This is a genomic window from Streptomyces sp. NBC_01716 (assembly GCF_036248275.1).
GTDB lineage: Bacteria > Actinomycetota > Actinomycetes > Streptomycetales > Streptomycetaceae > Streptomyces.
In genome coordinates this window covers 959,569-975,600 of the sequence record NZ_CP109181.1, presented here as the reverse complement: position 1 = coordinate 975,600, position 16,032 = coordinate 959,569, and the positions used below count along the sequence as shown (strand labels likewise).

General features: G+C 68.8%; 12 protein-coding genes. 5 read left to right on the top strand and 7 right to left on the bottom strand.

Features of this window, described 5'->3' with window-relative positions:
* Positions 1–122: 122 nt before the first annotated feature.
* Positions 123–671, bottom strand: coding sequence for a TetR family transcriptional regulator (locus tag OIE74_RS04205; RefSeq protein ID WP_329378543.1), 549 nt, complete (start codon positions 669–671; stop codon positions 123–125).
* Positions 672–811: 140 nt separating this feature from the next.
* Between OIE74_RS04205 and OIE74_RS04200 the strand changes: the two genes are divergently transcribed.
* Entirely contained in the window at positions 812–1,795 is a 984-nt protein-coding gene (locus tag OIE74_RS04200; RefSeq protein ID WP_329378541.1) for an aldo/keto reductase, read from the top strand.
* A gap of 572 nt (positions 1,796–2,367) precedes the next feature.
* Here OIE74_RS04200 and OIE74_RS04195 read toward each other — a convergent pair.
* Positions 2,368–3,597: an NADH:flavin oxidoreductase/NADH oxidase family protein gene (locus tag OIE74_RS04195; RefSeq protein ID WP_329378539.1), complete on the bottom strand. Its 1,230-nt coding sequence runs from the start codon at positions 3,595–3,597 to the stop codon at positions 2,368–2,370.
* A gap of 83 nt (positions 3,598–3,680) precedes the next feature.
* Positions 3,681–4,502: an SDR family NAD(P)-dependent oxidoreductase gene (locus OIE74_RS04190; protein ID WP_329378534.1), complete on the bottom strand. Its 822-nt coding sequence runs from the start codon at positions 4,500–4,502 to the stop codon at positions 3,681–3,683.
* 191 nt (positions 4,503–4,693) lie between these two features.
* Between OIE74_RS04190 and OIE74_RS04185 the strand changes: the two genes are divergently transcribed.
* Positions 4,694–5,125, top strand: coding sequence for a MarR family winged helix-turn-helix transcriptional regulator (locus OIE74_RS04185; RefSeq protein ID WP_329378529.1), 432 nt, complete (start codon positions 4,694–4,696; stop codon positions 5,123–5,125).
* 450 nt (positions 5,126–5,575) lie between these two features.
* Here the strand turns inward: OIE74_RS04185 and OIE74_RS04180 are convergent, their stop codons facing one another.
* Together OIE74_RS04180 and OIE74_RS04175 are read right to left on the bottom strand one after the other, a co-directional pair.
* Positions 5,576–6,337, bottom strand: coding sequence for an SDR family oxidoreductase (locus tag OIE74_RS04180; protein ID WP_329378525.1), 762 nt, complete (start codon positions 6,335–6,337; stop codon positions 5,576–5,578).
* A gap of 302 nt (positions 6,338–6,639) precedes the next feature.
* Positions 6,640–7,392, bottom strand: a complete 753-nt coding sequence (locus OIE74_RS04175; RefSeq protein WP_329378524.1) for an SDR family NAD(P)-dependent oxidoreductase — start codon at positions 7,390–7,392, stop codon at positions 6,640–6,642.
* Between the two features lie 143 nt (positions 7,393–7,535).
* Here OIE74_RS04175 and OIE74_RS04170 point away from each other — a divergent pair, with 143 nt between their 5' ends.
* The 3 genes from OIE74_RS04170 (at position 7,536) to OIE74_RS04160 (ending at position 13,680) form a co-directional block, all read left to right on the top strand.
* Positions 7,536–8,465: an AraC family transcriptional regulator gene (locus OIE74_RS04170; protein WP_329378523.1), complete on the top strand. Its 930-nt coding sequence runs from the start codon at positions 7,536–7,538 to the stop codon at positions 8,463–8,465.
* Between the two features lie 339 nt (positions 8,466–8,804).
* A complete protein-coding gene (locus OIE74_RS04165) occupies positions 8,805–11,774 on the top strand; it encodes a family 16 glycoside hydrolase (RefSeq protein ID WP_329378522.1) in 2,970 nt (989 codons plus the stop codon).
* A 196-nt stretch (positions 11,775–11,970) separates the two neighbouring features.
* On the top strand, positions 11,971–13,680 hold the full coding sequence (locus OIE74_RS04160) for a serine/threonine-protein kinase (protein WP_329378521.1): 1,710 nt from the start codon (positions 11,971–11,973) through the stop codon (positions 13,678–13,680).
* 21 nt (positions 13,681–13,701) lie between these two features.
* Here OIE74_RS04160 and OIE74_RS04155 read toward each other — a convergent pair whose 3' ends face one another.
* The gene (locus OIE74_RS04155) at positions 13,702–14,673 is read right to left on the bottom strand and encodes a terpene synthase family protein (RefSeq protein WP_329378520.1); all 972 of its coding nucleotides are present in this window, start codon (positions 14,671–14,673) and stop codon (positions 13,702–13,704) included.
* On the bottom strand, positions 14,670–16,028 hold the full coding sequence (locus OIE74_RS04150; RefSeq protein ID WP_329378514.1) for a cytochrome P450: 1,359 nt from the start codon (positions 16,026–16,028) through the stop codon (positions 14,670–14,672). The genes OIE74_RS04155 and OIE74_RS04150 overlap by 4 nt, the downstream gene beginning before the upstream one ends.
* Between the last annotated feature and the right edge of the window lie 4 nt (positions 16,029–16,032).

Below are 16,032 nucleotides of genomic sequence, written 5' to 3'. Positions count from 1 at the left end.
CTGGAGGGCGCCACCGTCACCCGCTGTTCGAAATTGACGAGATGCGACAGCGATCGGTCACACGCCCGAGTCTCGCGGGCGCCAACGAGGGTGAGGCGCCACTTCGAGGGCTCGGGGCGCGGTCAGTTCGTCGTCGCGGGAAACAGGCGCTCGACGGCCGCGACGATGGCAGCTCGGCGCGCAGCCAGGAACGTGACGCGATCCTCGCCGTACGGGGGCAGCAGGTCAGGCTGTACAGCCCAGGACGTGGCGATCTGGTGGACGAAGACCAGGATGCCGACCGGGTCCCACCCTGCGTCCAGATGGCCGGCTTCCTGGGCCTCGCGGATCTGCTCGATCTTGTGGGCCACTGATTCTCGGAAGATGTCGTGGGGGAGGGAGTCGCCGGCGTCGAGCTCGAATTGCCCCCAGCTCATGAGCCGGAAGCGGTCGGGGTGTTCGGTGAAGTAGTCATGGAGGTGGCCGGCGTAACCGGGCTGGTCGATGGGGTCCATGCGGGTCGCATCGGCCACGGCCGCCAGCTCCTGCGCGGAGACGAACCGGTAGAGGGCCACCTTGCTGGAGAAGTAGGCGTAGACGCGTTCCTTGCTGGTCCCGGCGCCCCTGGCGATGCGGTCCATCCGCGCCCCGGCGATCCCGCGCAGGGAGAACTCGGCCTTGGCGGCACTCACGATGCGGTCACAGACCGAGTGTGCGCGGGTTGAGGGGCTCGTGTCTCCACGCTATCCGACCAAACCGTTTGGTTTGACGCCGGGCAGTGGTCGGCGTAGCCTTCAAACCGAACTGTTTGGTTTCACACCAGGAGATCCTCATGCAGCACAGGACACTCGGCACCCAGGGCCTGGCCGTCTCGGCGATCGGCTACGGCTCGATGGGCCTGACCATGGCCTACGGCCCCGGAGACGAGGAAGCGGGTATCGCCGCCATCCGCCGCGCCCACGACCTGGGCGTCACCTTCTTCGACACCGCCGAGCTCTACGGCTGGGGCACCGGCACCAACGAGATCCTGGTCGGCAAGGCGGTCAAGGACTTCCGCGACGAGGTCGTACTGGCCACCAAGTTCGGCTACGACCTGTCCGACCTGTCCCAGGGGTTCGGCCTCAACAGCCGCCCCGACAACATCCGCAAGGTCGCCGACAACAGCCTGCGCTACCTGGGCGTCGACCAGATCGACGTCTTCTATCAGCACCGGGTCGACCCGGACGTGCCGATCGAGGAGGTCGCGGGGACGGTGAAGGAACTGATCGACGCGGGCAAGGTGAAGTACTTCGGCCTGAGCGAGGCGGGCCCGGAGACGATCCGCAAGGCGCACGCCGTCCAGCCGGTCTCGGTCCTGCAGACCGAACACTCGCTCTTCGAGCGCGAGGTCGAGCAGCTCTTCCCGCTCCTCCAGGAGCTCGGCATCGGCTTTGTTCCCTATTCGCCCCTCGGCCGCGGCTTCATCACCGGTACCGCGAAGCCCGCAGGACAGTACGACGCCACCGACCTGCGCAACACCGACTCGCGCTGGCAGCCCGGCAACTTCGAGAAGAACGTCGAAGCCGTGGGCCGACTCGGCCGGCTGGCCACGGCCAAGGGCATCACCGTCTCCCAGCTCGCCCTGGCCTGGCTGCTCGCCCAGGGCGAGCACATCGTGCCGATCCCGGGCACCCGCAGCGCCGCCCGTATGGAAGAGAACGCCCGCGCGGCCGACGTCGCCCTCACCGAGGGCGATCTCGCCGCGATCCGCGAGATCCTCCCGAACGGTGGATTCGGCGCCCGCTACGCCGAAGAGCATGCCCCCAACTGGGTCTGACCCCCACACGAGCGGACCTGCGAATCGACCACCGGTCCCGCCGCATGAACGTCGCGGACCGGACCATCCTGCGGTTCCACAGCAACTGCGCGGCCAGCGAACCGCTGGTCGGTGAGGCGGTACGCAGGTGCTACGCCAGGCAGGTCGACACCGTTCGACGGTTCCTGGGCGACGACAACGCCGCACGGCACTGGTTCGGCGCCGGAATGCTCGACAACGTGGTCGCCGTACCGGGCCTGACCGACATCGATGAACGGTGGGCACACACCGGCCGCGGCGCGGCATTGCCACCCGCTACGAGAAGACCGCCACGATCTACCTGGCCGGACTCCACATCGCAGGCATCTTCTTGTGGTCAGCCCAATGATCCAAACAACAGGCACTAGTTGTGCCGTCTCATGAGGGGCGGCCACCGCCGGATCCCTCCTCGTCAGGGTCCGGCGAACGCCGGGGCTGGGGGAGGACACCTCATGACGGGGTCGTGGATTGGGGTGGGGCGAGTGGCTTGGTGGACTTCGTGCCGGACGGTGTGTTCGGTGAGGGGGAGGCGCCCGGCTCGATCCGGTCCGGCCTCAGACGGCCGTATGCCATTTCAGATAATCGCGCCGACGCCGGGCGCGGACAAGCCGTTCGAGGAGGAGTGCGACGGCCGGAGAGTAGGGCGTCTTCGACGGCTTGCCCGCACCGAGGCGGGCGAGCTGTCGCGACGTGGCAGCCTGGACGGCTGCGGCTGCCAGCATTTTGTTCCGGAAACGGGTGCGGGGCGGACGGACCTGCGCATCGCTACCGGCAAGCCACTGCCCCGGCAGAGTGGGGTCGATTGCCAGCGCCGTGGCTATGCCTGCCATGGCGACTCCGGAGTCGATCACCTGTTGGGCGACTGCGCGTCGCCGGATCCCTCCGGTCAGCAGCAGTGGCAGCGGCGAGGTGGCGACGAGCTGCTCGGCGAGTTCAAGGAAGTACGCCTCGCGGGCAAGGGTGCGGCCGTCCGCGGGGGAGCCCGCCGTGGCCAGGCTCTCGATGCTGCCGCCGGACAGCTCGACCAGGTCAGTCCCCACATCGGCGAGCATCTTGATCACGTCACGCGCGTCGTCGGTGTCGAATCCGCCGCGCTGGAAGTCCGCAGAGTTCAGTTTCACTCCCACCGCGAAGCCCGTGCCGACGCGCTCGCGGACCGCGCCCACGACATCGAGCAGCAGGCGGGCGCGGTTGTGCAGGCTGCCGCCCCAGCGGTCGTCGCGCCGGTTTACCAGGGGAGAGAGGAACTGGGAGAGGAGATAGCCGTGGGCGGCGTGGATCTCGACTCCGTCGAAGCCGGCCTGTTGGGCCCGCTGCGCGGTCACGGCGAAGCGCTCCACCGTCTCGTCGATCTCCTGGGCGTTCATCGGCTGGGGTGTCGGGTACATGCTGGAGAAGCCGCCGGCGTCGATCGGCACCGCGGAGGGGGCCTGGGTGGTGTCGGCGAGGTCTTTGGGGATGACGCGCCCGGGGTGGTTGATCTGCATCCAGATCTGTCCGCCTGCCGATTTACCGGCCGCCGCCCAGCGCTGGAACGGCTCCAGCGGCGTGTCCTGTTCCAGGACGACGTCGCCGGGCTGGGCGACTGCTCTGCGGTCGATCATGACGTGTCCGGTGATCAGGAGCCCGGCACCTCCCGCAGCCCAACGGCGGTAGAGCGTGAGGAGTTTGTCACCTGGCAGCTGCCCTGGCGCGGCGAGCGACTCTTCCATCGCGGCCTTCGCGATCCTGTTGGGCAGCGGAGCGCCGTTGCTCAGGTGCAGTGGCTCGTTCAGCGTGGTCATCTCTTCTCCCGTGTCATCGGCTCTGGGCGGCCTCGGTAGGGCTGTCGGTGCCGTTGTTCGTCTTCGCGCCGCGGGTTCTGGCGTCACGAGGTGGCGGGGTCGAGGTCGCTGACGTCGTCGAATCCGGCCTTGCGGTTGAGGTTGCCGGTGATGCGGGCGACCGTGGTCCGGGGAAGCAGGCGCGACGCCCAGATTCCGGCGCGGTTGGAGGTGCGTCCGGGGAAGGAGATGGGCCGGCCGCGCGTGAAGTCGTCGAGTGTTTTGGCAGCGACGTCGGCGGAGGTGTCCGTGGTCTTCGGGTCCATGGACGCGGTTGTACGGTCGAAGAATCCGGTGTCGGTGGCTCCCGGGTGGGCCGCCATCACGCGTACGCCGGTATTGCGGACCTCCTCGGCGAGCGCCTCGGTGAACGAGAGCACGAATGCTTTGGTGGCGGCGTAACTGGCCTGGTACGGCATGGGCTGGAAGGCGGCGGTGGAGGCGACGTTGATGATGCCGCCGCGACCGCGTTCGACCATGCCGGTGCCCAGGAGGTGGACCAGGCCGATCAGCGCGGTGACGTTCACGTCGACGGACTGAAGGTTGGGTTCGAGGGGACGGCCGAGGAAGGGCCCCACCGACCCCATCCCGGCGTTGTTGACCAGGAGGTCTACGTCCAGGCCGAGTTCCTCGATGGTGCCTACCACCGTCTGTGGGGACCGCCGGTCCGACAGGTCCGCGGCGATCACATCGACTCGGACGGAATGCGCCGTCCGGATCTGCCGGGCAAGGGTGTGGAGTGCGTCGGCCGAGCGGGCGACAAGGATGAGGTGTGCGCCTCGGGAGGCGAGTTCCCGCGCGTAAGCCTCGCCCAGCCCCTTCGAAGCGCCGGTGACCAAGGCGGTGGTGTTCGTGTAGTCGTGCATGAGTGAGTGCTTCCTGTTCGGCTGGGCGCCGGGCCGCGTCAGAGCGGACGGACCTCGGGAAAGACGGGACGTGGGGGAGCGTCCCGCTCCGGCGACGCCTCGTGTCCACAGCGGGAACGAGGACCAGGTACTTCGAGTCTCGAACAAACATAACACTTCGAGACTCGAAGCGAAAAGGCTAGGATGGGGCCATGAGGCGAAGCATTCTTGAGGCAGCGGTGGTGACAAACCACGAGATCTTCATGCAGACCAGCGACCGGATCGAGACCGTCCTGGCTGAACACGGTCTGACGCACGCAACCGCTCAGGCACTCTGGGTGATCGACCCGGCCGAAGCGCCGCCCTCGATGAAGGAATTGGCCGGCCGACTGTACTGCAACGCACCCAACCTCAGCTTCGTCATGAATCAGCTCACCGGTCGGGGACTCGTCGAACGTTCCGTCGACCCCGCCGACCGCCGTTCACGCGTCGTAGCGCTCACGGAGGACGGCCGGCGGGTACGAGCCGTGGTGATCGAGGCGACACTGGCCCTGAGCCCCTTCGCCCGACTGGACACCGATGACCTGCTCAACCTGGTGAGTCTCCTGGGGAAAGCGCTCGAACCGACCCCAGGTCCGGCGTGAGATTCGGCAAACTTCACGACGTAGCAGCCATCGTTCGTGATTTGCCCATGTGCCGGCCCCACAGGGCGTCGCGGTGTGCCTCGAACGTCTCGGTTCGGCGAAGCCCCAACCCGTACACGACCTTGAACAACGTGGCGTCGCGGTAGGCGGCGAGGCCCCCTTGCGCTTGGACTTCATCGCGCGGCCGGCCTGGTCGTCGGCGTAGTCGAGGAAGCGCTGCGATTCTTTCCTTGTGAAGGGCCGTGCCTCCGGGGTGCCTTCGTGGTCCTGCAGGTGAGGGAGGGTATTCCACTCATGGCAGATCGCCCACCGGAAAGGTGCCGAATGCTTCTTCACACGCCGGGACCCAGCCGTACCGGGCGTCGCTGAGCAGCTCGGTGAACAGCCCCACGGTGCGTCTGCGTCATCCCGCGAAAGAACGCGAACCCCCCGTCCCTTTCGCGCGTGATCTCAGCCCGGGAGGAGCTGCTGGCCGCCGTCGATGTCGTAAGTCGCGCCGGTCAGCGCCTCGTTCACCATGATGTGCACGGCCAGGGCCGCGACGTCGGCGGGGCCGACCACCCGGCGGATCGGCAGCTTCGTGCGCAACTCCTCGCGCCGCGCCTCCAGTTGATCGCCCAGGAGCGAGGCCGACAGAGGCGTGTCGACGAAGCCGGCGGCGATGAGGTTCACCCGGACCGGCGCCATCTCCAGGGCCAGGTTCGCGACCAGGGGAGGCAGCGCCGCGGTCATGGCCGATATGACCGACATCCCGACACCGGGGCGTCGGCCGCCCGTGCCACCGACGAAGAGCAGCGTGCCCCCGGCGCGGACCTTGGCACGGCTGTACAGGGCGATGCCGAGTGTCAGCGCCATGCGCTCGTCGAAGCCGCGCACCGCCTCGGCGAGGTCCATGCCGTCCAGCGGCATGTACGAGGGGGTGCCGGCGGTGCTCAGAACATGGTCGACGGGTCCGGGCAACTCCTCGAAGAACGTCCGGAGGGTGTCGCTGTCGGTGGCGTCGAAGGCCGCCGTGCTGACGGGGGCGACCTCGGCCGCGGCCTGTGCCAGCCGCTCGGGGTTGCGGCCGGCCAGCACCACGTCCGCGCCGTGGGACCGGGCCAGGCGGGCGGTCTCCAGCCCCATCCCAGCGCTGCCGCCGATCACTACCACGGTCTGGCCCGCCATGTCCGCCGGGCCCGCAGCTCCCGGAGAGCTCGCCGTCGCGTTCATGAGCTGCCACCGCCTCCAAGGGGCTGCCGTCGGTCCCCCAGCGACCATTGTCCCGCCGAGGGCCGGTCCCCGCCTGTCCGCCGAGGACCGCGGGAGTCCGGCTCGGGCCCCTCCTTGAGGCGCCCGGTGACGCCGTTGTCACCGGGCGGGCCAGGCGGTTGTTGGACGCGCACGGCTATGGCCGGGGCGCGGCTGTCACGGCTGATGAGGCCGCCGCGACCGTCGCCCCGGCTCCCGCGAGATCCTGGCGATCCTGCGGGACGCCGACGGCCCCGTCCGGGTAAGGGCGGTGGGGTGCCTGCTCAGATCTGGTTCGTGCCTCCGTCGACGTAGATGTTCGCGCCGACGACGTAGCTGCTCTGTTCCGAGGCCAGGAAGGCGACGACTGCGGCGGCTTCCTCGGGCTGTCCCATGCGGCCCTTGGCCACCGTCGCGGCGACGTTCTCCTTGACGGCTCGGGCGGTCTCCTCGTCGCCGAATGCGGCGGTGCCTCCGGGGGTCTCGATCCATGCCGGCGAGATCGCGTTGACCCGGATGCCACGGTCCTTGAGCTCGTTGGACCATGTCCGTGCGAAGGACCGGACGGCCGCCTTCGATGCCGCGTACGCGCCGAATGCCTCTACTCCGCGGTCGCCGGCCGTCGAACCGACCAGGACGATCGACGCTCCTTCGTTGAGCAGCGGCAACGCCTTCTTCACGGTGAACAGCGTGCCTCGGACGTTGACCGCGAAGGTCTGGTCGAAGTGCTCCTCGGTGGTCTGTTCCAGCGTCACGAACGCACCGACCGCCGCGTTCGCCACGAGCACGTCCAAGCCCCTGCCTCGCGCCCGGACGGCCTCGTAGAGCCGGTCGAGGTCCTCCGGATTCGAGATGTCGCCGACGACCGCGGTGGCCCGGTCCGCTCCGATGGTCTTGACGGCGGCCTCCAGTTCGGACTGGCGTCGGCCGGTGACGAAGACGTACGCGCCCTCGTCCGCCAGCCGTACGGCGGTGGCCAGACCGATACCGGTGCTGCCCCCGGTGACCACCGACGTCTTGCCTTCAAGCTGTCCCATGTGGGTGTCTCCATCGCTCTCTCGTTGCCGATCCGTTCGACATCGATACTGCGGGAGATCGGGGATACTATCCATGATGCAGAGTCCGGCATTCTTTACGTATCGTCCAGGAGGTGTCGTCGGTGCTCGGCTTTCGGGATCCAGTGGCTGACGCGATCGGCCTGCTCCGGCCCCGTACGGTGATCGGGCCCAGCCTCCTGGCCGCAGGAGAGTGGGCCTTGCGCTTCGACACGTTCTTGCACGTGCGGATCGGGGGCCTCGTGCGCGGCACGTGCTGGTTGATCCTCGAAGGGCACGAGCCGGTGCTCCTGCGGGAGGGTGACACCTTCATGCTGGGCAACCCGCCGCCATACGTGCTGGCCGGCACGCCCGACGCAAGCCCGCGCCCCGCGGGGCCGGTGCTGGCGGGTGCCGAAGACGGGTTCGTGCGGATCGGTCCGGAGTCCGAGGAGGACCTCTACCTCTGCGTCGGGCACATCGCGTTCGACGACAAGAACGCGGCCCTCCTGACCGATCTTCTGCCGCCGCTCGTGATCGTCCGCGTGGCCGATCCTCATGGGATGCGGCTCGCGCAGCTGATCGATCTCCTGGCCACCGAGGTCGGGGTCGCCGCGCCCGGCGGCCCGCTGGTGCAGAACCACCTCGCACAGATCCTGCTCGTGCACATGCTGCGTGCTCACGCCGGTCAGACGGACCGGCCCACCGGCTGGTTGGGCGCCCTGAACGAGGACGGCATCGGTGCCGCCCTGCGTGCCGTGCACGCGGACGTGGCGCACTCCTGGAGCCTCAAGGAGCTCGCCGAGATCAGCCACATGTCGCGTTCCGCGTTCGCCCAGGCCTTCAAGAGCCATGTCGGGGTCCCGCCGTTGGAGTACCTGATCCAATGGCGCATGAGCCTCGCGCGCGACGCCCTCGCCCGCGACACCCTTTCGATCTCCGAGCTCGCACGGGCCACGGGCTACCAGTCCGAGAGCGCGTTCAGCACCACGTTCCGCCGCGTGGTCGGCTCATCGCCCGCACAGTTCCGGAGCCAGGCACGGCAGCCGGCGCACGCGGCTGCGAACGGAAGCTGAAAGAGGCGCGCCCGCGGCCTCTCCTGTTCTTGCACCAGCGGGCCGAGAGTGCCCGGAGGCGCCGTGTCGTTCTCACCCATTGCCCCGCCGCGAATGATAGCGCTTCCTAACATAGGCATCCCGTCGATCCCGACCACCTACCCGCCTCGTTCTCAGGCTCCGCAGCCGTGTCCGGCCGACGCATGCCCTCCAGCCGCCAATGGCGCACTATCTTTCCAGCGTTGTATAGAAAGCGCTTTCCCGACTGTTGCCTTTTCAGTGAGGGCTGCCCTTCACTGAGAACGGCAGCCCGTCAGCCACTGGACCGCCGGCTGCCTCGGCCCTCAAGGAGGAAGGCCTATGCGGCCGTTCGTCGCACTCTTCTCAGCACTGTTTCTCGTGCCCCTCGTTCCAGGCCAGGCCGCCGCACAGCCTCCCGACATCCCACCCCAGCAACCGGGTGTGACCATGCGGGTGTTCGACGTGCAGGTGCCTCTTGAGGACTTCTGCACACTCAAACCCGGCCAGACACCCAACATCGACCAGCTGAAGCCGACGATCGACTGGACCACCCCGGAAGACTTCGGGATGGGTGAGAACTTCGTCACCGAGGTCACCGGCTACCTCAACATCCAGACGCCCGGCAAGCACAACTTCCGTATCACCAGCGACGATGGATCCCGGCTGATCGTCGACGGCACGGAGATCATCGACAACGGCGGCAAGCACGGCCCTCAGCCGAAGGACGGCTCGGTCGAGCTGACCGAGGGGCCTCACCCGCTGCGCATCGACCACTGGGACGGCGCCTTCACGCAGCGCCTCCTGCTGGAGTGGCAACCGCCAGGTGCGGCCGGGTTCTCCCGCGTGCCCACGTCCGCGCTGAGCACCGACGCCGATGTCACGCGGGTCACTTCCCCGGGGCGCAAGACGTGCGAGGGCGTCGACGAGTCGCCGGGCGACGGCCTCCCGCTGGCCGGCGTGCACCCCGACTACACGCTGACGAACCTGCGTCCCGACGGCTTCGAGCCACAGGTCACCGGCATGGACTGGCTGCCGGACGGCCGCATGGCGATCAGCACGTGGGGCGGCAGCAGGGAGAGCGAACTCGGCGAGGTGTACCTGCTCGACAACGTCACCGGCGCCACCGACCCGTCGAAGGTGACCAAGAAGCTGGTCGCCAAGGACCTGTTGGAGCCGATGGGTCTCAAGTATGTCGACGGCACCCTCTACGTGTCCGAGAAGGACGGTCTGACCGCGCTGATCGACAAGGACGGTGACGAGGTCACCGACGAGTACCGCACGATCGCGACGTGGCCGTTCGGCGGCAACTACCACGAGTTCGCGTTCGGCCTGCTGTACGAGAAGGGCCATTTCTACGTCAGCACGGGCATCGCCATGGTTCCCGGTGGCGCGACCAGGGACCCGCAGCTCGTGCCCAACCGCGGCAGCACCCTCAAGATCAACAAGGACACCGGGAAGGTGTCCTATGTGGCCGGAGGGCTGCGTACACCGAACGGCCTCGGCTGGGGCCCGGAGGGCGACATCTTCGTCACCGACAACCAGGGCGCGTACGTGCCGACATCGAAGCTGGTGCGGATCAAGCAGGGCGCCTTCTACAACCACCACACGAACCCCGACGGCGTGTACGACAGCCAGCCGGTGACCGAGCCTGTGCTCTGGCTGCCGCACGGCGAGATCTCCAACTCGCCGAGCAACCCTCTCGTCCTGCCCGACGGCCCCTTCGCCGGCCAGATGGTGTTCGGTGACGTGACCTACGGCGGCTTGCAGCGGGCGTACCTGGAGAAGGTCGGCGGCGAGTACCAGGGCGCGGTCTTCCGTATGACGCAGGGTCTGGAGGCCGGGGTCAGCCGGATCAGCCTCGGGCCGGACGGGGAGATCTACACCGGCGGTATCGGCGACACGGGTAACTGGGGCCAGCAGGGCAAGCTCAAGTACGGCCTGCAGAAGCTCTCGCTCAGTGGCGACGACGCGTTCGACATGCGTGCCATGCGCGCGGTCAATGGCGGCTTCACGATCGAGTACACCCAGCCGCTGTCCGAGGAGACCGCCGAGGACCTGGCGGCGAAGTACACCGCCGAACAGTGGCGTTACGTGGCGACTCCGAGGTACGGCGGCCCGAAGGTCGACGAGGAGACCCTCGACATCACCTCGGCGACGCTGTCCGCCGACCGCAAGACCGTGACGCTGAAGATGGACGGCCTGCGGCCCGGCCGGGTCGTACACGTCCAGTCCCCGCGTCCGTTCGCCGCGGAGTCCGGTGCCGAACTGTGGAGCACCGAGGCGTGGTACAGCCTCAACACACTGCCCGACGGCTCCAAGCCGCCGCCGGTGTACGAGGCGGAGTCCGCGTCGCTGGACGGCGGGACCGGGTTCAACGACAACCACTCCGGCTACTCCGGCGCGGGGTTCATCGACCGCAACTGGGAACCGGGTGCCCGCACCACCTTCGCCGTCCGAGCAGACAAGGCCGGCCGGCACGACCTCGCCCTGCGGTACGCGAGCGGATTGAACTCCGACCCGGAGCCCGTCCCCAGGTCGATGAGTGTGTATGTCAACGGCGAGCGCCTGAAACAGATCTGGCTGGACAGCACACGCACCTGGAACACATGGGCGACCCACGTCGAGTCGGTGCCCTTGCGGAAGGGCGCGAACACCGTCTCCTACGTCTACGAGGCCGCGGACGACGGCCATGTGAACATCGACAACCTCACCGTCACCCCGACGAAGCGCACCACCCTGTTCGACGGGTCGAACCTCGACGCCTGGGAGTCGGCCGCCGGCGGTCCGGCGAAGTGGCCGGTGGCGGACGGGTCGGTGGAGTCGCTCGGCGGGGACATCCGTACGAAGGAGAAGTTCGGCGACTTCCGGATGCACGCCGAGTGGTACCAGCCGGATTACCCCGCGGAGGTGACCGGACAGGCCCGCGGCAACAGCGGCGTCTATATCCAGGAGCGCTACGAGATGCAGGTACTGGAGTCCTTCGGGGTCGCCACGCCCCGTAACGACGATGCCGGCGCGATCTACCGGCAGAAGGCGCCGGACGTCAACGCGGCTACCGCGCCGCGCACTTGGCAGAGCTACGACATCGAGTTCCGGGCGGCTCGCTTCAACAGCGCAGGGGAGAAGGTGGAGAACGCGCGCGTGAGCCTCCGGTGGAACGGCAAGCTGGTGCACAAGGACGTGGCCATCACGGGCAGCACCGGGGCCGGCCGGCCGGAAGGCCCGGCACCCGGCCACATCAAGTTGCAGGACCACGGGGACCCCGGTGCGAACCCGAGGTTCCGCAACATCTGGATCGAACGGCTCTGAACCGCTCTCGCCACCGCTCGTGGCGGACCCGCTCCGCTATGGGTCCGCCATGAGCGTGTGCGCGTGATGGTCGGTACCAAAGCCGGCTCGCAGCCGGGAACCGGCCTGTTGGCGCGATGAGTTCGGGGACCAGTTGACCCCCGCCTGTGTGCCCCTCGCGCCCCGCGGGATTCTCGGCTGTGGCAGAGTCCTACAGGTGGATGAGCTGCGACCTCAGGATCCCGCGCGAATAGGCGTGTGGCAGATACTCGCCCGGCTTGGCGCGGGCGGCATGGGACAGGTGTATCTGGGCCGCTCGCCCGGCGGCCGGCTGGTGGCCGTGAAGGTGATCCGGGACGAGATCAGCGACCATCCGGAATCGCTGGCCCGGTTCCGGCGGGAAGCCGCGACCATGGAAACCGTACGCAGCCCCTACACCGCCCAGTTGATCGAGGCGTCGCTCGACGCGTCCCCGTACTGGCTGGCCACCGAGTACGTGCCCGGACCCACGCTGCGCGAAGCGGTGCGCGCGAGCGGGCCGTTCCCGCCCGAGAGCGCGCTGCGGCTGTTCGCCGCGCTCGCCGAAGGGCTGGCCACCGTCCACCGGCACGGGGTCACGCACCGGGATCTGAAGCCGCAGAACGTCATCCTCGCGCCGCAGGGACCGCAGTTGATCGACTTCGGGATCGCCCGGGGGCAGGAGTGGACGGCGCTCACGCAGGTCGGAATGGCGCCGGGTACACCGGGGTACGCCGCGCCCGAGGTGCTGCTGCGCAATGAGGTCACCCCGGCCGCGGACATCTTCGCGCTGGGAGCGACGATCGCCTACGCGGCCACCGCCCGGCCCCCGTTCGGCGGCGGGGACGCCTCGGCGGTGAGTTTCCGGACCGTGCACGAGGACATCGACCTGACGGGCGTACGGGACGATCTGGCCGCGCTGATCCGGCGATGCGTCGCCAAGGAACCCGGCGAGCGGCCCGAGTTGGCCACGGTGATCGCCGGATGCGCGGTGGACTCGGCGCTGACCGCGGACGCGCACTACCGGTCGGTGGCCCGCGACACCGAAGCGGTACCCGAGCATGTGTCCAAGCGCGAGCCCGAGGCCGTGTCCACCGCGCCCTCCGCCGAGTCCTGGCGGTGGGGGGACCCCGAGACCACCCCCTACGCCGCGCCGGACCCTCAGCCGCCGGCCCCCGCCCGGCCCGCGCGTCGCAAGGGCCTGCTCGCGGTATGCGCGGTGGCGCTCCTCGTACCGCTGGCGCTCTGGCTGCTCCCCAGACAGGGCGACGACGATCAGGACCCCGAGGCGGCGCCCACCACCGGCGCCACCACCGGCTCCACCACGGACCGGCCGACCGCCAAGGACGATCAGGCGGACCAGGCGGACCAGACGGACCGCCCACCGGACCACATCGTGAACGACCGTGAGTCGCAGGACCGTTGGGCCCTGTCGGACGATCCGGAACAGGCCGCCCAGGGCATCGGCTCCTGCGACCTGGCCAGTCTCGTCGACTCCATACCGCCGGCGGGCCTCCAGTCCTCCGTCTCCTACACCAGCGGCTCGGGCACCGCCTCGGTGTCCGTCCGCCCCCAGGCCGCCGGGAGCGGAAAGCGCCCCGCACCGTACTACGTGTCCATCGCGGTACGCCCTCCCCACGAGATCGACCGCACCACCGGCCGCCCCCTCGACTCGGCCGGGAAGGACGTCGGCTTCACCAGCAAACCCGTCGACCTCTACTCCCGGTGGTCGTCCGGCGGAACCATCAAGCTCCAGTACCCCGACGACTTCCGGGCCCACTTCGACGACGGAACCCTCGACGCGATCCCGGTGAACGACGACCCGGGCGACTGGACCGTGGTGCTCCATCACGTGCAGGGCGGCCCCACCAAGTACAAGACCATCGGCTGCAACGGCTTCCACGCCTGAGCCCTGCCCGCGCCACCCGCCCTAGACCTGGTAGCGGGAGTGACGGATGTGCCAGACGTAGGAGGACGCGACGGACTTGAGAGCCTGCGCGTGATCGGACAGCGGGCCTTCGCCGGCGGACAGTTCGACGATTCGGGCGGCGGCCACCTCGGCCCGCCGCTCGCACATGCGGGAGGCCAGCCGGAACGCTTCTTCGAGGTCGCAGTCGTGCTGTCGCATCAGCAGCGAGGGCAGGTTGAGCGTCCACGGCCCGTCCCGGGCTGTCCGCGTTTCCTTCGCGTACGAGGCGAGGTCGTTGATCCAGCCGGCGAGGTCGGCGACAGCCGCCTCCAGTTCTCGGACCGGCGCCAACGACCTCTCGGCCTCGCTCAGTTCGTACCCGAGAAAGACCTCACCCGTCGCGATGACGGTCCGCACGAAGACCGTATGCGGCCGCATCGCGCGATAGTCGCGCATGGTGATGTCATCGGGCCTGTTGAAGTGGTGAGCCTCCCAGAGGATGCCGAAGAGGTTGTCCCGCAGGTGTGCGGTGAGCCGCAGGTACTGAACGGGTGTGGCCCGCTCCCGGAATCGGGCCAACAGGTCACCCAGCGCATCGGTGAAGGCACTTGGGCTGCCCGGTGGCTCGTCGTGACCGGCGATGAGGTGGACGCAGTCACCGATCACGCGGGCCAGGCGAGCCGGGTCGCGGGCTCCCGTGGCCTCACCGTGCGCGTCGTCGAACGCGGTGAGCCACAGGAAGAGGTCGGCGCAGAGAAAGAGGTCGTCCCGCCCGGCCGTCGGGAAGGTGCGGGCCACGCCCTGGCCGGTGATCTGGGACAGGGCGCCCAGCGCGCGCTCCGAGTCGACGAGCGGGTGCGTCCGGAGCCACCGTGTGGCGTGGCGCTCGATGTCGTCGGCGTACGTGCTGGCCGGGAAGGGACCGGGAAAGGAGCCCCGCAGATCGGGCATCGGCAGGGCAGCACGCGAGTGGGTGCGGATCGCGTCGTTCATCGGGCCTCTTCCGCGACGGTGTGCTGCCTGAGTTCGGGCACCATGTGAAGGGACGAGGGGTGTGTGGTGATCGCTCCGACCGGGCGTACGGTGCCGGGTGTCGGCCGCAGCCGCCAGCGGTGCGCGACCATCGCGGTGATGATGGTCGCCTCGGTCCAGGCGAACGCGTCGCCCATGCACATGCGTTTGCCGGAACCGAAGGGGATGAACGCGCCCTTCGGCGGCTGGGGGCGCTCGGGGAGCCAGCGGTCGGGGTCGAAGCGCAGGGGATCGGGGTAGAGGGCGGGATCGCGGTGCAGCGCGTAGGCGCTCCAGATCACGTCCGAGCCCGCGGGCAGGGTGAACTCGCCCAGTGTCACGTCCGAGATGGCCTGTCGGGTCACGAGCCACGCGGGGCTGTACAGCCGCAGGGTCTCGCTGACGAGCCTGCGGGTGAGGACGAGGCGGGGAACGCGATCGGCGGTGAGCGGGCCTTCGGCGAGGACGGAGTCGACCTCCTCGTGGAGTTGGCGCTCCAACTCCGGGTTGCGGCCCAGTTCGTGGAAGAGCCAGGCGAGAACGACCGCGGTGGTCTCGGAGCCTGCGGCGAGCAGTCCGGTGACTTCCGAGAGGATCTCGTCGTCGGGCAGTGTCGCCCCGGTCTCGTCCTGTGCGGTCAGGAGCAGCGACACGATGTCGTCGTACGCTTCGGGGTGCGCCCGGTGTTCCGCGATGATGTCGGTGACCGAGGTGCGCAGCGTGCCGCCGGCGGCGTCCGCCTTCCGATTGCGCCGGGTGGGCAGTCGTTCCAGGGCGGATATGGGCAGCAGGGCCCGCCGCAGGGCGGTCCTGAAGACGGTGTCGACGCTGTCGAGGATCTCGTGGGCGGGATCCCGCTCGGGCCTCGCGGAGAACAGGGCCGACATGACGACGCCCTGGGTCATGAGCTGCATCTCGGTCTTCAGATCGAGTGGGGTTCCGCCGTCCCATGCCGTGATGTACGGCTGCACGGTTTCCCGCATCGTGGTGACGTAGCCGGCGATCTGCTCGCGGTGGAAGGCCGGTTGCATCAGGCGGCGTCGACGCAGATGCGGCTTGCCTTCGGCGACGGGCAGGGCGTCCTTGCCGAAGAGTTTGAGCTTTTCGAAGAGCAGCCCCTTGGTGAATTCGTCGGCCTGGCTGGTGAGCATCTGGTGGATCAGGTCGGCCGAGTTGACCACCGTCAGCGTCTTCGGTCCGACGGTGATGCGGACGATGGGGCCGTGCGCGCGCAGGCTCTGGACGAAGGCGAGCCGGTCCTTGATCAGTGGTACGGCGTGTCCGATGAGCGGCAGCTTCCCGGGCGCGATCGGTGGAACGTAGCTGCTGGTCGTCATGTGT